Source organism: Arthrobacter sp. ASL1, assembly GCF_056680475.1.
In genome coordinates this window covers 3,371,188-3,389,706 of the sequence record NZ_CM155284.1, presented here as the reverse complement: position 1 = coordinate 3,389,706, position 18,519 = coordinate 3,371,188, and the positions used below count along the sequence as shown (strand labels likewise).

General features: G+C 65.7%; 8 protein-coding genes. 2 read left to right on the top strand and 6 right to left on the bottom strand.

Going from position 1 to position 18,519, the window contains the following annotated elements; translation table 11 throughout:
- Positions 1 to 4: 4 nt before the first annotated feature.
- The 6 genes from AC1MEQ_RS15995 to AC1MEQ_RS15970 all read right to left on the bottom strand — a co-directional run bounded on the left by AC1MEQ_RS15995 (position 5) and on the right by AC1MEQ_RS15970 (position 16,374).
- The gene (locus AC1MEQ_RS15995; protein WP_479792098.1) at positions 5 to 6,118 is read right to left on the bottom strand and encodes an Ig-like domain-containing protein; all 6,114 of its coding nucleotides are present in this window, start codon (positions 6,116 to 6,118) and stop codon (positions 5 to 7) included.
- Between the two features lie 192 nt (positions 6,119 to 6,310).
- Positions 6,311 to 12,412 carry an Ig-like domain-containing protein gene (locus AC1MEQ_RS15990; protein WP_479792097.1) on the bottom strand — a complete coding sequence of 2,034 codons (6,102 nt, stop codon included), beginning with the start codon at positions 12,410 to 12,412 and terminating at the stop codon, positions 6,311 to 6,313.
- Between the two features lie 118 nt (positions 12,413 to 12,530).
- Positions 12,531 to 13,829 (bottom strand): adenylate/guanylate cyclase domain-containing protein, encoded by a 1,299-nt coding sequence (locus AC1MEQ_RS15985; RefSeq protein ID WP_479792095.1) that lies wholly within the window; start codon positions 13,827 to 13,829, stop codon positions 12,531 to 12,533.
- A complete protein-coding gene (locus AC1MEQ_RS15980; RefSeq protein WP_479792094.1) occupies positions 13,822 to 14,382 on the bottom strand; it encodes a PH domain-containing protein in 561 nt (186 codons plus the stop codon). The genes AC1MEQ_RS15985 and AC1MEQ_RS15980 overlap by 8 nt, the downstream gene beginning before the upstream one ends.
- A gap of 62 nt (positions 14,383 to 14,444) precedes the next feature.
- Positions 14,445 to 15,323 carry a biotin--[acetyl-CoA-carboxylase] ligase gene (locus AC1MEQ_RS15975; RefSeq protein ID WP_479792093.1) on the bottom strand — a complete coding sequence of 293 codons (879 nt, stop codon included), beginning with the start codon at positions 15,321 to 15,323 and terminating at the stop codon, positions 14,445 to 14,447.
- Between the two features lie 178 nt (positions 15,324 to 15,501).
- Positions 15,502 to 16,374 (bottom strand): SDR family oxidoreductase, encoded by an 873-nt coding sequence (locus AC1MEQ_RS15970; RefSeq protein WP_479792092.1) that lies wholly within the window; start codon positions 16,372 to 16,374, stop codon positions 15,502 to 15,504.
- Between the two features lie 197 nt (positions 16,375 to 16,571).
- Between AC1MEQ_RS15970 and AC1MEQ_RS15965 the strand changes: the two genes are divergently transcribed.
- Together AC1MEQ_RS15965 and AC1MEQ_RS15960 are read left to right on the top strand one after the other, a co-directional pair.
- Positions 16,572 to 18,185, top strand: coding sequence for an acyl-CoA carboxylase subunit beta (locus AC1MEQ_RS15965; RefSeq protein ID WP_479792090.1), 1,614 nt, complete (start codon positions 16,572 to 16,574; stop codon positions 18,183 to 18,185).
- Positions 18,182 to 18,472 carry an acyl-CoA carboxylase epsilon subunit gene (locus AC1MEQ_RS15960; RefSeq protein WP_479792088.1) on the top strand — a complete coding sequence of 97 codons (291 nt, stop codon included), beginning with the start codon at positions 18,182 to 18,184 and terminating at the stop codon, positions 18,470 to 18,472. The genes AC1MEQ_RS15965 and AC1MEQ_RS15960 overlap by 4 nt, the downstream gene beginning before the upstream one ends.
- Positions 18,473 to 18,519 lie beyond the last annotated feature (47 nt).

The window sequence follows — 18,519 nt, the reverse complement described above, 5'->3', positions numbered from 1 at the left end:
TGGTCTAGTTGGGCCATTGTGTGACTTCATTCGACCATATGGTCATGTCGCCCTTTGTGAGTTTGACGGAGATCGGCATCTTGTATCCGGCCCCATGCCAGCACGTCAGGGCTTGTTCCCCTGACTTGTCCGAACTAACCGTCGGCACATATGAACTGAACTTGTCCCTCTTGCCATTTTCGTAGCATCGCGCTTCCCACGTTCCGGCGTAGTCTCCCGTGAAGTCGCTAAGCTTCACGGCCAGCCGGTAGCAGTTGATGTCGCATGTGGGCTCATACATCCGTTCATCCGAGTGGAGGGTCACCGAGGGATTCGGTTTGGGCTTGGCGTTGGACGTCTCCGAGATCGTCCAGCTTTTAGTCTGACCGGCAGAGTCCTTGGCCGTTATCGTCAAAGTCCGGGATTGCTGATTGTTCTCGTCGAGACCGGTGACCTTGAAGCTACCCTTGGTCGCGCTGACGCTTCCTACTCCGCCATTGATAGATGCGCGGAGCGTTGTCTGGCGCCCATTTTCATAGGCTCCGACGCTTCCATTCCAATTAAAGGTGATGGATGTCGTGGTGTGGGATGCCGAGCGTCCCCCACCATCTCGAAGGGGACCGTATGAGCTGTTCGAATTTGAAGCCGGGCTGGGGTCGCCGGCGCCGGCGGCGTTAAGTGCTCGAACCCGCCACGAGTGTGAATCGCCGTTTGCGTTGGTGCCGATGACTGCGCCCGGACCGGAGATCGGCTGCCAGGCCCCACCATCGGTTGAGTATTGGTACCCGGTGATGGCCGAGCCGTTCGCGCCGGGCTTAGAGAACGCCAGCTTGACCTTGTTGTTTGCACCTGTCGCCGTCGCCGCCGGTTTCCCGATCGTCTTGGGTCGGCCGTAGGGGGTGACCGCGGTCGACCGACCGCTCTCGGGTGAAGTGCCCACCTTATTCTTCGCCAGTACCGAGAAACTGTAGGAACTGGTGGTTTTCAACCCGGTCACCGTCTGATTCGTGTCCCCCGCCGAAACCGCTATCGACCGGACGGTGGAGCCACCCTCGTGGACCTTCAATGTGTAGCCCTGCAGGGGTGCCCCATTGTCGCCGGGGGCATTCCAGTCCACATTGGCCACGCCGCCATTAACCGCTGATTGGGCACGTGTGGCGGCAGGCGCCGAAGGCTGGAAGGGTTTTCCAGCGGGGATCGCCGAGGCGGAATACGTACTCCACTGCGACGGCTTGTCCGCCTTGTTCACGGCTTGGACCCGGAATTGGTAGGCAACGCCATTCGACAGTCCCTTCCAGGTGTGACTGGTCCCGGAGATGCCGGTGACCTGGCTGACACCGGTCGCCGGCGCCGGTGAAATTTCCAACGTGTACCCGGTGACTGCCGAGCCACGGCTCGCCGGTTTGTTCCACTTCACCGTGAGCTGCTCATCACCGGACGTGGCAGACGGAGGTCCCGGCTGTTCCGGTTCGACGTCCGGTCGCGCATCAGCAGAGGCCGCCGAGGCTGCTGATTCGCCGACAGCGTTCGTGGCAGTGACGGTGAAGTTGTAGACGTGGTCATTCTCCAGGCCCGTGATGGTGCAGGTGGTCGTCTGGCAGGTCTGCTGTACCCCGTCGCCGGAGACCGTGTACGACTCGATCGGCGCACCATTGTTCGACGGCGCATCCCAACTGATCACGGCCATGGAGTCACTCGTCGACTCCACCAGCGGTAGGCCGGGGGCGTCCGGCTTGCCCTTCACGTTCAGAGTAACCGAACCGGTGACCTGCCGATCGGGGTCCTCGGTCACGTCACCCACCTCGTACTGCACGGTCATCGTCCCCACGAATTTTTCACCTGGCGTGATGGCGAGCTGATCACCACGAATTTCCGCCCCACCATCGCCTTGTTGCCCGGTGACGCCCACGATCTTCAGCGGCCCCTGATCCGCATACGGGTTGTGGTCGTTGGCCAGCACATCCACAACTTCGGTTCGACCCTGATGTGCGTTCGCAACGGTATCGTCCACCGCCACGGGCAGCTCACGGGTAGAGGCCAGCACATTGACGGCGATGTTGGCCGAGACCGGGTCGTTGTTCCCGTCGGTGACGGACACCTTGACGGATCCCTTGGTGCCCTTGGGCGTCTTGGCGTCGGCTTCCGCGGTGAGGATGTGTCCGTCGGTGAGTCCGACCTTGACCCCCTCGATGTTCTGCGCACCGATGGAAAATTTGAGCTTGCCCGCGTCGTCCTTGTCCGGGTCGCTGGCGATCTGGTTCAGATCCAGGCGTGCTGGATCCTCTCCCTGGGCCACGTCCAACGAATTGGACTGGATGGTCGGTGGCTTGTTGTCCTCCGGACGCGGGAGCACCTTGATCGGGATCGAGAGCACGCTGGTCAGCCCGTCCCGGTCATCGGGACCGGAGCCGTCGGTGACCTCGACGGTCACCGAGGCCGGCCCGGAGTACTTCTTGTCGGCTTTGAAAGTCAGTTCCGTCGCCGACTTGACCAGTGCGCCGTCGTTATCCGGGACCGAGGACACCTTGTTCTCGTCGGTCAGTCGCGGCTTATGGCCATCGCGGACCTGGACCAGTTCGCCGAGGTTGAGCTTGAGAGTCTCCCCCGCCATAATCTCCTGCGCCTTATCGCTGCGCAGCACCGGTCGGGCGCCTCCAGCCCCGGGAACCAGCGCGAACGCCGTGGACTTCAAGTCATCCTGATCGGTGATGGTGTAGGCGATGACCTGGGACTTGTCGCCCACCTTGACCTTGAGCTGGTTGTCGCCGGTGACGGTGGCGGCACCCGGTCGATCGGGCAAGGTGATCTTCAAGTCGTCGGTCCGACCGTCCGGGTCCTCGTCGTTCTCCAGGATGGGCAGCGTGACTTCGTCCTTGCCCACGGTCTCCTGCAGGGAAGCCCGGTCATCGCGGGCGATCGGAGCCAACAACTTGGCCTCCGGATCGGCCTGGACCGTCAGCGTCGCGCTGGCGGTTCCACCACGACCGTCGCTGATGTTGTAGCGGATCGACAGGGAGCCCTTCGATTTGGGCGAGGTCACCTGAATGCGCCCGTTGACGACCTTCGCGTCGACCCCATCGGAGGTACGCAGGTCATCGACCAGGGTGGTCCTGTCCCCATCCGGATCGGAGTCATTGTCCATCACATCCACGGACACTGGACGGTCCGGTCGGACCGTGATGGAATCATTGACGGCCACCGGCGGGTTGTTCTCCGAGGACAGCGGTGCGACGCCCACCATGACCGTTCCAGTGGCGCGGGCGCCCAAACGGTCCTCGACGACGTACGAGAAGACGTCAGTACCACTGGCGGTCTTGCTGGCGGTGTATTCGATCGAGGATCCCTTGACCTTGGCCGAGCCAAGCTTCGGTGCACTGCCGAGCTGCACGAGGCTGACGGAGTCGCCGTCCGGGTCGATGCCGCCCAGTGGGACCTGGATGGCCGTAGTGCCGCCGGCGAACACACGTCCGGTGATCTGCTCGGGTGCCGGCGGTGCGTTGTCCGCCACGTCCACTGGCTTGACGTGGAAGTTCACGCGGGCGTTGGCCTCCTGCCCGTCGGGACCCGCCACGGTGTAAACGGCGGAGACGGTGTGGGGCTTGCCATCGAATTCCCCGGCCCGGAACCGCACGGTGTCATCGGCCACGCTGATCAGCGAGCCGTCGCCGAGGTCGTCGGTTTCCTTCAAGCCTGGTCGCAGGGTGAGCTCGGCACCATTGGGGTGGACGTCGTTCTCCAGCACATCAACGGTGGCCACATCCCCGGCACGCACCACGACGTCATCCGTGTTCGGCCGCGGAGGGTCGAGCTTCGGTGGTGCCGGAACCGGGATCACGTTGATCTCACCGGTGGAAACTCCATTGCCGTTCGAGACCGTGTACTTGACCTTGGTGGGTTCGGTCAGCCCACGCACATCGGTGACACGCACGAAGCTGTTGCGTTCCACGGACACCGTGAACGGGGCATCCTCGGGCACTTCGGCGCCGGTGAGCACCAGAACCCCACCCGCCGGATCGGTGTCGTTGCCCAGCACGTTGACCAGGACATCCTGGCCGGCCGGCAGCAGCGCGACGTCACGCACGGCAACCGGGTTGCCCGAATTCTGCTCGGGATCCTTGATGTCGATGCGCACTAGTCCGGGGGCACTGGCCGGGCCGTTGGTGGCGACGTACTTCGCGTAGAACGTCCCGGTCCGCTGGCCGCGGATGGTGATGGTCCCCGTGTCGGAGTTGCCCTTCAGGTCCAGCCCGTTCACCGACTCGACGTTGGCCAACCGCAGTTCGGTGCCGGAGGGATCGGTGTCGTTCTCCAGCGGAGAAAAGGTCACTTCGTCCCCCACATTGGCGGTCACGTGGTCGGTGGCCGTGACCGGCGGGGTCGCCGACTTGGCCAACACCTCCACCACGATGCGGCCCTGGGCGCCCTCCAGACCGTCGGAGACCTGCACGGTGATCTCCTTGCGGCCGACCTTCTTGCCATTGTCCTGGAACGTGAGCGCGCCGTCGGGGCGCACGCGCACGATGTCCTTGTCCTCGCTCGACCCGCCGAGCAGCTGCAAGTCATCGCCGTCCGGATCCTTCCAGTCGCTCAACACGTCCTGCGTGACGGACTCGCCCTGCTGCACGCGCAGCGTCGTGACGCGTTCCTGGGTGGGCTTGTGGTTTTCGCCCTCCGGTACCACCCGGACGTTGGCGGTCCCGGTTGCTTCGCCGCCACGACCGTCGTTGGCCTTGTAGGTGAACGAGGTCCGCCCCGAGGCGTCCTCGGGGACGACCATCTGGAACCCGGTCCCGTCGTGGATCTGCTGCAGGGTGCCGACGGAGGGCTGCTTGCCTTCCAGCGACGCGGTCAACAGGTCCCCGTCGGGATCCACATCGTTGAACAGCACCGGTAGAGCGGTGGTTCGTCCGGCGCGGACGCCGAAGTCATCGGGCTTGGTAATGGGCTTCTTGTTGTCCTTCGTCCGGTTGGGCAGTTCGATGGCGTCGGTGATCTCCTTGGAGTCCTCCTTCTTCGCCTCCCCCTTGCCCTTGGGCGGTTCCAGGTCGCTCCAGTTGCTAACGATCTGCATGCCCTCGTTGACCAACCACACCTGGCCGGACGTGACGTCGTTGAGGACGACAACATCTCGGTTGACCCGGAACTTCAGCTCGGCGGTGCTCGGCATCTCCGGGACTTTTTGGGCGACGTCTTGGCCGTCGTCCTCGCAATCGCGCAGGTACTCGGCACTGCCCTGCCATGCCGCGTAGGTGCACTCGCCGACGCGGACCGGTTGGATCGGGGTTCCGCTGGATTTCAGGGTGAGGTATTCTGCTTCGCCGCCTCGGAGGGGAGCGTTGGCCAGCTTGTTGCCGAGCGCGATCGCCACGTGGTCGGCATCCGGACCGGGGGCCTGCAGCTGGCCACCGTTCGGGTCCACCACTGTGGATTTCTTGCCGTCGGAGGTCATTACGGAACCGGAGGCCTCGTCGAAGAGGATCGCGGTGTCCCCGACCACGGTCAGCTGGAGCTTGGCACCGCTGGCGATGCCGTCGACCTGTTTCTTCGACTCCTCGGTGAAGGTTCCATCGGCTTGGCGGATCCAACTGATGAATTGCTGGGCATCGACGTCCACGGCCCACACCCGGTCGTCATCGCCGACCGCGGTGAGGACCTTTCCCTGCACGTCGATCAGCGGCGGGGTGTCCTGCGAGGCGAAGCTGCCGAGGTCCTCGGTGGCGGTGGCGTAGACGATGCCGTGCTCGGCGTCAGCCACCGATACCACGTCGGTCCCATAGGAGAAGGAGGAGTTGGCGGGCAGCGCGTTGTCATCGGCGAACTGGACCATGGCCGGGTCGATCGTCGTCAGGGCGCCTTGTTCCTTGTTGCGGACGAAGACCTTGTCGGCATTCTGCTCGAGGTCGTAGTTCGGCAGCGGCGTCAGGACACCGCCGTCGAGCACCTTGGACTGGTAGTTGAGGTGGCCGACCTTGTTCAGGGTCTTGTTCACGACCCACACGCCACCGTCGTTCAGATCAACATCGGCGGTCTTGAACCCCGGGTAGATGACGGCCCCGGTAATCGCGAGAGCGGAGACGACCGAAACGGCGGCCGCCTTGAAGCCCGTGCTCTTGCCCGGGTTCGCTCCCCATCGGGACATGTTGTGGTTTCCTCATCAATGTCGCGTTCATCCGTGCCCCCCAACGGGACGCAGAACCGGCCACCGCCGATTCTAATGGATGGATGAAATCGGCGACATGGGGAGAACTCCCCATCCGCCCGGTTTCACACCAGCGAACACACCGGTTACACACAGCCAGCACCTCACTGGATGGGCCCCAACTCTGCGACCTCAGTCGGCGTAGGGCCAGGTCCAGTCCTCGTTGGACCAGACCGTGAGGCCTCCCATGGTCAACTTCACGCTCAGGGGAAGGTTCGCGTTCTTGGGATTTTCGCAGTTCAGTTGCTTGCTCTCCGCCCCATCCTCATCAACGGTGACCGGGGTGGAGAAATCACTGATTCGTTTTCGTCCGCCATCGCCGTAGCAGGTGGCGGTCCACGTTCCCTCGTACTTCCTGGTGAACCCCTTCAACTCGACCATCACGCGCGTGCATTGGTTGCCGCACCCGGGTTTCGGATCGCCGGCGAGGATCTTGGCCCGCGGGTTGGGTGGTGGCGGCGGCTTCGGATTCGACGTCTCACTGATCGATCGCGACAGCCTCTGGCCCTCGGAGTCCGTGGCCGTGATCGTCAACGTCCGTTTGGTTTCCCACTCGACCGAAACCTTTTCACTTCCATCGTTGGGCGTTGAGTTTCCGCTGATGGAGGCCTTGAGGGTGACCTTGCGGCCGTTGGCGTAGTCACCCGCATCGGCATTCCACGCGAAACTGATCGACTGGTCACCGGGTGAGGCCGACCGGCGGCCACCATCGCGCAAAGGACCATACGAGCTGGTCGAACTGGACGCGCGGCTCGGGTCACCAGCCCCGGCGGCATTCAGCGCACGAACCCGCCAGGAATGGGAAGCACCGTTTTTGTTGGTGGTGATCACCGATCCGGGCCCGTCGATCGATGTCCAGGACCCGCCGTCTGTCGAATACTGGTACCCGGTGATCGCCGAACCATTGGCACCGGGCTTCTTGAACGAGAGCTTGACCTTGTTGTTGGCCCCCGTCGCCGTCGCCGTCGGCTTGCCGATCGCCTGGGGCCGCCCATACGGCGTGACCGCGGTCGAAGGACCGCTCTCGGGTGAGGAGCCCACCTTGTTCTTCGCCAACACGGAGAAGCTGTACGAACCTGTCGTTTTCAGCCCGGTCACCGTCTGTTGCGTCTCACCGGAGGACAGGGTCCGCACCACTGACCCGCCTTGATGCACCTTCAACGTGTATCCCTGGATTGGCGCACCATTGTTGTTTGGTTCATTCCAGTCCACATTGACGACGCCGCCGTTGACGTTGGACTGGGAGCGCACGGCGACGGGTGCCGTCGGCTTGAAAGGCTTACCGGCAGGGACCACCGAGGCTGAGTAGGTGCTCCACTGCGACGGCTTGTCTGCCTTGTTCACGGCTTGGACCCTGAATTGGTAGGCGACCCCGTTCTTCAGGCCCTTCCACGTATGGCTGGTCCCGGAGATGCCCGTGACCTGGCTGACCCCGGTCGCCGGTGCCGGCGAGATTTCCAGCGTGTACCCGGTCACCGCGGAACCGCGGCTGACGGGAGTATTCCACGTTACGGTGGCCTGTTCATCTCCTGATTTCGCGGTGGGCGCTCCCGGCTGTTCCGGTTCGACGTCCGGTCGGACATCGGCCGACGCAGCGGATGGATCGGATTCACCGACGGTGTTCGTAGCGGTGACCGTGAAGCTGTAGACGTGGTCGTTCTTCAGGCCGTTGATCGTGCAGGTGGTCGTCTGGCAGGGCTGCTTCACCCCGTCGCCGGAGACGGTGTAGGACTCGATGGGTGAGCCGTTGTTCGACGGCGCATCCCAGCTGATCACTGCCTTTCCATCACCAGTGGACTCCACTAGGGGCAGTCCGGGAGCGTCGGGCTTGCCCTTGACGTTGAGGGTGACGTTGCCAGTCGCCTGCCGAGCCGGGTCCTCGGTCACGTCCCCGATCGTGTACTGGACGGTCATGCTCCCAACGAAATCCTTCGCCGGGGTGATCGCCAACTGGTCGCCGCGGATCTCGGCGCCGCCGTCCCCCTGCTGCCCGGTAACGCCGATGATCTTCAGTGGTCCTTGATCCGGATACGGGTTGTGGTCATTGGCGAGGACATCGACGACCTCGGGACGGCCCTGACGGGCGTCATCGACGGTGTCGTCGTTGGCGACGGGCTTTTCGCGCGTAGAAGCGAGCACATTGATCGCGATGTTCGCCGAGACGGGGTCGTTTTCCCCGTCCGTGACGGACACCTTGACCGTGCCCTTGGTTCCCTTGGGAGTGTTCGCGTCGGCGGTGGCGGTGAGGATGTGGCCATCGACCAGCTTGACGCCCACGCCGTCGATGTTCTGCCCGCCAATGGAGAACTTGAGCTTTCCGGCGTCACCGGGATCCGGATCGCTGGCAATCTGGTTCAGATCCAGGCGCGCGGGATCCTCGCCCTGTGCAACATCCAACGAGTTCGACTGGATCGTCGGGGGCTTGTTGTCCTCCGGACGCGGGAGCACCTTGATCGGGATCGAGAGCACGCTGGTCAGCCCGTCCCGGTCATCGGGACCGGAGCCGTCGGTGACCTCGACGGTCACCGAGGCCGGCCCGGAGTATTCCTTGTCGGCCTTGAAGGACAGTTCCGTCGCCGACTTGACCAGTGCGCCGTCGTTATCCGGGACCGAGGACACCTTGTTCTCGTCGGTCAAACGTGGCTTGTGCCCGTCCCGGACTTGGACCAGTTCGCCGAGCTCGAGGTTCAGGGTCTCCCCCGCCATGATCTCCTGGGCCTTGTCGCTACGCAGGACCGGGCGGGCCCCGCCGACCCCGGGGACCAGTGCGAAGGCAGTGGACTTCAAGTCGTCCTGGTCGGTGATGGTGTAGGCGATGACCTGGGACTTGTCGCCCACCTTGACCTTGAGCTGGTTGTCGCCGGTGACGGTGGCCGTTCTGGGTTCGTCCGGCAGCGAAATGCGTAGGTCATCGACGCGCCCGTCGGGGTCCTCGTCGTTCTCCAGAAGGGGGATGGTGACCTCGTCCTTGCCCACGGTTTCCTGCAGGGAAGCCCGGTCATCGCGGGCGATGGGAGCCAGCAGCTTGGCCTCTGGGTCGGCCTGGACCGTCAGCGTCGCGCTGGCGGTTCCACCACGACCGTCGCCGATGTTATAGCGGATCGACAGGGAGCCTTTTTCCTTCGGCGAGGTCACCTGGACGCGGCCGTTGACGACCTTCGTGTCGACCCCATCGGAGGCACGGAGATCATCGACGAGCGTGGTGCGGTCGCCATCGGGGTCGGTGTCGTTGGACATGACGTCCACGGAGACCGGCCGATCCGGGCGAACGGTTATGGAATCGTTGACGGCCACCGGCGGGTTGTTCTCCGAGGACAGCGGTGCGACGCCCACCATGACCGTTCCGGTTGCCCGGGCGCCCAGCCTGTCCTCGACGACGTACGAGAAGACGTCGGTACCGGAGGCGGTCTTGCTGGCGGTGTATTCGATCGATGAACCCTTGACCTTGGCCGAGCCAAGCTTCGGGGCACTGCCCAGCTGCACGAGTGTGACGGAGTCCCCGTCCGGGTCGATGCCACCCAACGGAACCTGGATGGCCGTCGTGCCACCGGCAAAGACACGACCGGTGATCTGCTCCGGGGTTGGTGGCGAGTTCGAGTCCAGATCCACTGGCTTGACGTGGAAGTTGACCCGGGCGTTGGCCTCCTGCCCATCGGGACCCGCCACGGTGTAGACGGCGGAGACGGTATGCGGCTTGCCATCGAATTCCCCGGCCCTGAAGCGTACGGTGTCGTCAGCGACGCTGATCAGTGATCCGTCGCCCAGCTTGTCCGCTTCCTTCAGTCCGGGTCGCAGGGTCAACTCAGCCCCGTTGGGGTGGACGTCGTTCTCCAGCACATCAACGGTGGCCACATCCCCGGCCCGCACCACGACGTCATCCGGGTTCGGACGGGGCGGATCCAGCTTCGGTGGTGCCGGAACCGGGATCACGTTGATCTCACCGGTGGACGCGCCGTTGCCGTTCGAGACCGTGTACTTGACCTTGGTGGGTTCGGTCAGCCCGCGCACGTCGGTGACCCGAACGAAGCTGTTGCGCTCCACGGAGACCGTGAACGGGGCGTCCTCGGGCACTTCGGCACCGGTCAGGACCAGGACACCTCCCGCTGGATCCGAGTCGTTGCCCAGCACGTTGACGAGCACGTCCTGGCCTGCAGGCAGCAGGGCGACGTCGCGAACGGCGACCGGATTGCCGGAGTTCTGCTCCGGGTCCTTGACGTCGATGCGGATCAGGCCGGGGGCGCTGGCCGGCCCATTGGTGGCCACGTACTTCGCGTAGAACGTCCCGGTCCGCTGGCCGCGGATCGTAACGGTCCCGGTATCGGAATTGCTCTGCAGCTCCAAGCCGTTCACCGATTCGACATTGGCCAGCCGCAGTTCCGTGCCGGTCGGATCGTTGTCGTTCTCCAGCGGAGAAAAGGTTACTTCCTGCCCGACATTCGCGGTGACATGGTCGGTCGCCGTGACCGGCGGGGTCGCCGACTTGGCCAACACCTCCACCACAATGCGGCCCTGGGCGCCCTCCAGACCGTCGGAGACCTGCACGGTGATCTCCTTGCGGCCGACCTTCTTGCCATTGTCCTGGAACGTCAGGGCACCGTCTGGGCGGACGCGGACGATGTCCTTGTCCTCGCTGGAACCACCGAGCAGTTGCAGGTCATCGCCGTCCGGATCCTTCCAGTCACTGAGGATGTCCTGGGTGACGGATTCACCTTGTTGGACCCGCAGCGTGGTCACGCGTTCCTGGGTGGGTTTGTGGTTTTCGCCCTCCGGTACCACGCGGACGTTGGCGGTGCCGGTCACTCGGCCCCCACGACCGTCGTTCGCCTCATAGGTGAAGGAGGTCCGCCCCGAGGCATCCTCGGGCACGACGAGCTGGAAGCCCGTGCCGTCATGGATCTGCTGCAAGGTACCCACCGAGGGCTGCTTGCCCTCCAGCGACGCGGTCAAGAGGTCACCGTCGGGATCGACGTCGTTGAACAAGACCGGTAACGCGGTGGTGCGTCCGGCGCGGACGCCGAAGTCATCGGGCTTGGTGATGGGCTTCTTGTTGTCCTTGGTCCGGTTGGGCAATTCGATGGCGTCGGTGATCTCCTTGGAGTCCTCCTTCTTCGCCTCGCCCTTGCCCTTCGGCGGTTCCAGGTCGCTCCAGTTGCTGACGATCTGCATGCCCTCGTTGACCAGCCACACCTGGCCGGAGGTGACGTCGTTGAGGACGACAACGTCACGGTTGACCCGGAACTTCAGCTCGGCGGTGCTCGGCATCTCCGGGACCTTCTCGGCGACGTCCTGTCCATCGTCGTCGCAATCCCGCAAGTACTCGGCACTGCCCTGCCACGCTGCATAGGTGCACTGACCGACGCGGACTGGCTGGATCGGGGTGCCCCCGGTCTTCAACGCAACATAATGGACCTCGCCGCCGTCCAAGGGCACATTTGCCAACTTGTTGCCCAGCGCGATCGCCACGTGGTCTGCATCCGGGCCGGCGGCCTGCAGCTTTCCACCCGTGGGATCGACGACGGCGGACGTCGTGCCGTCCGACGTGGTCACCGTGCCTGCCCCTCCATCGAAGAGGACCGCGGTGTCGCCGACGACGGTGAGCTGGAGCTTGGCACCGCTGGGGATGGCGTCGACGTGGTTCTCCGACTCCTGGGAGAACGTACCGTCGGGCTGCCTGCTCCACCTGATGAACTTCTGCGCATCGATGTCCACGGCCCATACCCGGTCGTCATCGCCGACGGCGGTGAGGACCTTGCCCTGGGCATCGATCAGCGGCGGGGTGTCCTGGGAAGCAAAACTGCCCAGCTCCTGGGTGCCGGTGGCGTAGACGATGCCGTGCTCGGCATCGGCCACAGAGACCACATCGGTCCCATACGAGAAGGAGGAGTTGGCGGGCAATGCGTTGTCGTCTGCGAACTGGACCATGGCCGGGTCGATCGTTGTCAACGCGCCCTGTTCGAGATTGCGGACGAAGACCTTGTCGGCATTCTGCTCGAGGTCGTAGTTCGGCAATGGGGTCAGGATGCCACCGTCGAGCACCCTGGACTGGTAGTTGAGATGCCCGACCTTGTTCAGCGTCTTGTTGACCACCCAGACGCCACCGTCATTAAGGTCCACGTCGGCGGTCTTGAATCCCGGGTAGATGATGGCACCGGTGACGGCCAATGCCGAGACGGCCGATACGGCAGCGGCCTTGAAGCCCGTGCTCTTGCCCGGGTTCGCTCCCCATCGGGACATGTTCTGGGTTCCTCATCAACGTCGCGTTCTTCCGTGCCCCCCAACGGGACGCAGAACCGGCCGAAACCCAGTCTATGGGATGGATGAAATGCCCGGGAGGGAGAGGACGTCCCCCGGGCTAGTCGAGGATGAGCCCCTCGCCCTCACCCATGGAGAGGACGACGGGGTTGATGTCACCGAATCCGCGCACCTGCGTTGTCGGCTGCGGGGACAGCACGAAGCGCTTGTCGCCCTCGAGGGTGCCGGCGGTGACCGAGTCGGTCCAGACGGTGCCGGGGTCGGCGAGCGCCGTCAGGCGGGAGGCGAGGTTGACGGTGGGACCGTACACATCGCCCAGGCGGGAGAGGATGCGCCCCCAGACGACGGAGACGCGGGCTTTGGGCAGGAAGTCGTCGTTGGCGAACTCGGTGGCCAGGGCGAGCGAGATCTGGGCGCCGGCCTGCGGCGTCTCCGCGATGAACAGGACCTCGTCGCCAATGGTCTTGACCAGTCGTCCGCCGCCGATGGAGATGATCTCGGCGCACTTGTTCTCGAAGCGCTGCACCATCTGCGCCAGCGTGCGCTCGTTCATGCGTCGCGAGAGGGAGGTGTAGGAGACCAGGTCGGCGAATCCGACGGCGCGGGCCAGGGGCAGCGGGGCGTCGTCCTCACTGCCGTCGCGGCCGGGTTCGCTGGAGGCCAGCCCGGATTCGGCACGGACGCCGAGACGGTGGACGGCGGAGTTGAGCTGCCGGCGCCACGAGTAGACGAGCAGCTTCTCCAGTGGGTCGATCAGGTCCGGGAGGCGGTCGACCAGCCGACGGCGGGCTTCGGGGTCGCTGATGCCCTGGTTCTGGACCATGTCCTCGACGAGTGCCTCGATCTGCCAGACGACCATGCGGTCGGTCATCTGGCCGATGGAGCGCGTGATCGAGACGGCGGCCTCTTCGGTCAGGTTGGAGGAGCGGACGTTGCCGAGGATGGTTTGCAGTGCTTCGAGGTCGTTCTCGGTGAAGGCGACGTCGTCGTCGCCCAGGTTCGGGAATCCGAGGGCCCGCCAGAGTTTGCGGGCGCTGAGCAGGGAGATGCCGGCGGCGGCGGCCACGTCGCGGCGGCGCATGGTGCGCTTGGCCCCCAGCAGCAGCATCTCCAGGTCCTGCGCCGATTCCTTGACCTTCTCGCGCTCAAGCGCCTGGGCCAGCGGCAGGGCACGGGTTTCCGGGCCGGCGTCGGGGCTGAGTTCGGGCAGCGACCCGGTGCTGGTACGCGGCGGCTCCGGGGCGGCGAGCAGGTTCCGGTCGGCAGCATCGGATTCCGCGGTCCCGGTGGACGACGCGGGGTTCACGATCGGCAGCGCTGCGGTCCGTGGTGTGGGCTCCTGGCCGGGGGTTGCGGGGTTCTCCGCTCCCTGCTCACCGGCTGCTTGCCCATCATCCATGTCCGATCCCATCCACGCGTTCCTCTGTACCAATATCTACACCATCGAACCCGATGGATCTGGGTAAATGCTCAATGGCCCCCACGACCAGCGCCCGGACGCGGTCCACCCGCGGCAGATGGGGCAGTCTCACCGGCCCATGGGAGGTATCGAGCACGAGTGCGCCGGAGCCGCTGCCGCGTTCGAGCAGTTTCTGGCTGGTGCGCAGGGTCCGTACGAACACCAGCGGCAGCTCCCATTGGTTCTTCGCCGTGACGCCGCGCCGCACGACGATGCGCTGGTTGGTCAGGAAAACGACGGTCCGGCGCCAGCGGAGCAGCGGGATCACGCACCATGCCAGCACCAGGACCGCGGCAACGATCGGGACCACAACCCGCAACAGCGGCACGGTGTCCAACACCGCCTGCGGCAGGTCCTGGCGGGTGAGCGTTCCCATGGCGAATGCGGTCAGGGCCGCGACGACGATGAAGACGACGGCGGGACGGTTCAGGACACGGCGGTGCGCACGGGTCTTGATGATCACCCACTCGTCATCCGCCAGCCGCAGCCTCATCGTGTCCTTTCACTTGGTCCTCATCGATTCTAGGCGTGACCGTGGGGCCGCTGCCCCGGGCCTCAGGCGTAGCGGCCGTCCGTGCGGCGCAGGTGCACCACGTCGCCGGCGCGGACGGCCGTGGTCGTGCCGTCGGCGGTCCGCACGCTCAATGCCCCGTCGGATTCCAGCCCGACGGCGGTGCCCTCCAGGGTGCTCCCTCCCGGTAGTTCCGCCCGGACCGGCGCACCGAGGGTGGCCATGGTCGCGGCGACCCGTTCACGCAGGCCCGCACCGCCGTCGATCGGTTCGTGGGCCCGGCCCCCGGCCCGCAGGAAACCGGAGTAGAGGCGGGCCACCTCGCGCAGGTAGGCGCTCAGCAGCACCGTGGTGTCCACCGTGGCGGCTTCCTCGAGCAGCAGCGAGGTGGCAGTGGGCACTGGCAGTTCGTCGCGCGCGAGCGTGACGTTGACCCCGCATCCGACGACGACGGCCGGAGGCCCGTCGGCTGCCGGGACCAGCTGCGCCAGCACCCCGGCGACCTTGCGGCCCGCGACGATCACATCGTTGGGCCACTTCAGTTCGGCCGGCACCCCGGCGGTCTCGCGCAGGGCCGTGGCCAGGGCGGTCGCACACAACATGGACAGCCAGCCGTAGGCGTCCTCAGGTGCCGGAGCCCCGCCGGGGGTCGGACGCAAGAGAATGCTGACCGCCAGTGAACTGCGCGGCGGTGCCTGCCAGGACCTTTCAAGGCGTCCACGCCCTGCCGATTGGAAGTCGGTGGCCAGCACGCTGATCTCCGGCCAATCCCCTGGACCGGCGGTGAATGCCGCGGCCAGGTCGGTATTGGTGGACCCGGTGGATTCGACGACGTCCAGCCGGCGGATGGTCCCCGGTTCGACGAGGTCGCGGCGCAAGGCGGTGGCATCCAGCGGGGCGCGCAGTGCTGCGGGGTCGGTCATGGATTCAAGCCTAGCCGGACTCTCATACCCTGCATGGCGACCGTCGGCCGGTCACGGCAGCGGTCCGGGTCGGCCGCACCGTGTTCAGTGGTGCCCGGCCCCGTCGACGGCTCGACGTCCCCGCCTGCAGCGGCGCAGCCGGCCCACGGTATCCAACGTGAGAGACGCGCATTCGGCCTCAGAGGAACATGTCGGGAACCAGCTGGCCCTCCGGAGCCCCCATGCTGTAGCCGCTGAAATCGGTGACCCCCTCGCCGCGCAGGACGTCCTCGTCGATGAAGAAGTTGCCGGTGCATTCGGCTGCCGGGCGGGCCAGGATGACGGCGGCCGCGTCGGAGACGATCGAGTCCTTGCGCGCCCCACCGACGATCTTCTCGCCGCCGGGCAGGTTGCGGATGGCCGCGGTGTTGATGATCGTTGCCGGCCACAGCGAGTTCACGGCGATGCCGTCACCGCGCAGTTCCTCGGCCAGGCCCAGCGTGGTCAGGGACATCCCGTACTTGGCCATCGTGTAGGCCAGGTTGGCGCCGGCCCACTTCGGATCCAGGTTCAGTGGCGGGGACAGGGTGAGGATGTGGGCGTTGTCGGAGGCACGTAGGGCATCCAGGCTCAGCTTGGAGAGCAGGAAGGTGCCGCGGACGTTGATGTCCTGCATCAGGTCGTAGCGCTTCATCGACACGGCATCCGTGGTGGACAGGTCGATGGCCGAGGCGTTGTTGACCACGATGTCGATGCCGCCGAATTCGGCCACGGTCGCCTCGACGGCGCCCTGGACGTCCGCGTCGTTGCGCACATCCCCCACGATCGGCAGCGCGCCGACGCCGTAGGAACGGATCTGCTCGGCCGCCGTGTAGACCGTCCCCTCCAGCGAGGGATGCGCCGTAGCCGTCTTCGCCATCAGCGCGATGTTCGCGCCCCCGGCGGCCAACTGCAACGCGATGGCCAGCCCGATGCCGCGGCTCCCACCGCTCATCAGGACGGTGCGCCCGGCGAAGGGACGGGACCCGGCGGCGTCGCCGGAAGGGTTCTGGGGTGCTGGAGACTCGGTCATGGAACCAGCCTACGGGAAGATTCCACCAAATGTTACCCGTCAGTAACAAGGTTTTCGTGCCTGTATCCCGCTGATCTGGACCGGGCGACTTTGTAGGGTTCCTACAGCCAACCCGGCACCGCGCGTCATTAGACTGGCCATGCGGGCACGTTGGTTGTGCCATTCCTACTATTTTCAAGCAGACGGGAGTCTCCCGCATGAGCGAGACCGGCCTCCAGGACCCGGACGAGCAGATCGACGTGTCCACCACCGCGGGTAAGATCGCCGACTTCCGGCGCCGGCAGTCGCTGTCGCAGGCCCCCTCCGGCCCGGCCGCCATCGAAAAGCAGCACGCCCGCGGCAAGAACACTGCGCGCGAGCGCATCGAGCTGCTGCTGGATCCGGGCTCGTTCATCGAATTCGACGCCCTGGCCGTGCACCGCACCACCGCCTTCGGCATGGACGCCAAGCACCCCCTCGGTGACGGCGTCGTCTCCGGCCACGGCACGGTCGACGGCCGGCTCGTGGCCGTCTACTCGCAGGACTTCACCGTCTACGGCGGCTCGCTGAGCAAGGTCAACGGCGAGAAGATCGTCAAGGTCCAGGAGTTTGCGCTGCGCAACGGCTGCCCGGTCGTCGGCATCAACGACGGCGGCGGCGCCCGCATCCAGGAAGGCGTCGCCTCGCTGGCGATGTTCGCCGACATCTTCCGCAACAACGTCCACGCCTCCGGCGTCGTCCCGCAGATCTCCGTCATCCTCGGCCCCTGTGCCGGCGGCGCGGCCTACTCCCCCGCCCTGACCGACTTCATCGTCATGGTGGACAAGACCAGCCACATGTTCATCACCGGCCCCGACGTCATCAAGACGGTCACCGGCGAGGAAGTCGACATGGAAACCCTCGGCGGCGCCCGGCAGCACAACGCCAACACCGGCACGGCCACCTACCTGGCCTCCGACGAATCCGACGCGATCGACTTCGTCAAGGAACTGCTGGACTACCTGCCCTCGAACAACCTCACCGAGGCCCCGGCCACGGAGTTCGAGGAGGAGCTGGAGGTCACCTCAGCGGACCTCGAGCTCGACGCGCTGATCCCCGACTCGGCCAACCAGCCCTATGACATGCGCACGGTCATCGGGAACATCGTCGACGACGGCGCCTTCCTGGAGATGCAGTCGCTCTACGCGCCCAACGTGATGATCGGCTACGCCCGCGTCGAGGGCCGCAGCGTCGGCATCGTGGCCAACCAGCCGCTGCAGTTCGCCGGCACCCTGGACATCGCCGCCTCGGAGAAGGCAGCCCGCTTCGTGCGCCATTGCGATGCCTTCGGCATCCCGATCCTGACCCTCGTCGATGTCCCGGGGTTCCTGCCCGGCAAGGACCAGGAGTTCCAGGGCATCATCCGCCGCGGCGCTAAGCTGCTCTTCGCCTACGCCGAGGCCACCGTGCCGAAGCTGACCGTCATCACCCGCAAGGCCTACGGCGGCGCCTACATCGTCATGGGCTCCAAGAAGCTCGGCGCCGACCTGAACCTGGCCTGGCCCACCGCGCAGATCGGCGTCATGGGCGCCCAGGGCGCGGTCAACATCCTCTACCGCCGCGACCTGGCATCCATCGCCGCCGAAGGCGGGGACGTCGAGGCCCGCCGCAACGAGATCATCGAGGGCTACGAGGCCGAGCTGCTCAACCCCTACCAGGCCGCCGAGCTGGGCTACATCGACGCGGTCATCGCCCCCGCCGACACCCGCACCCAGATCGTCCGCGGCCTGCGCGCCCTGCGCGACAAGCACGCCTCGCTGCCGGCCAAGAAGCACGGGAACATCCCGCTGTGACCGGCGACCAGGCGATCCGGGGCACCGACAAGACCCTGCACGACGGCGATGCCCACTCCGCGGGCAACTCGCCGGAGCTGTTCCGCGTCATGCGCGGCAACCCCGACGCCGAGGAGGTGGCGGCACTGGCCGCCGTCCTGGCCGTGCTGTCGGGCGAGGGGAGCTCCAGCGGCGACGACGCGGCGGCCGAGACCACCGGCTCCCGCCGCGATTCGCTGCGCAGCCAAGCCAGGCACCGCCGCCGGCTCTCCGGCCATCCCGGGGCCTGGCGCAGCGGCCGTTTCTAAGCCGCGAAAATTCCCCACCGCAAACCCTTCAGCAAGGGCTTCACAAG

What these genes read in the sequence shown, in the direction of transcription:
- AC1MEQ_RS15995 (WP_479792098.1), bottom strand. Translation starts at nt 6,118, where the DNA reads ATGTCCCGATGGGGAGCGAACCCGGGCAAGAGCACGGGCTTCAAGGCG.
- AC1MEQ_RS15990 (WP_479792097.1), bottom strand. Translation starts at nt 12,412, where the DNA reads ATGTCCCGATGGGGAGCGAACCCGGGCAAGAGCACGGGCTTCAAGGCC.
- AC1MEQ_RS15985 (WP_479792095.1), bottom strand. Translation starts at nt 13,829, where the DNA reads ATGGATGATGGGCAAGCAGCCGGTGAGCAGGGAGCGGAGAACCCCGCA.
- AC1MEQ_RS15980 (WP_479792094.1), bottom strand. Translation starts at nt 14,382, where the DNA reads ATGAGGCTGCGGCTGGCGGATGACGAGTGGGTGATCATCAAGACCCGT.
- AC1MEQ_RS15975 (WP_479792093.1), bottom strand. Translation starts at nt 15,323, where the DNA reads ATGACCGACCCCGCAGCACTGCGCGCCCCGCTGGATGCCACCGCCTTG.
- AC1MEQ_RS15970 (WP_479792092.1), bottom strand. Translation starts at nt 16,374, where the DNA reads ATGACCGAGTCTCCAGCACCCCAGAACCCTTCCGGCGACGCCGCCGGG.
- AC1MEQ_RS15965 (WP_479792090.1), top strand. Translation starts at nt 16,572, where the DNA reads ATGAGCGAGACCGGCCTCCAGGACCCGGACGAGCAGATCGACGTGTCC.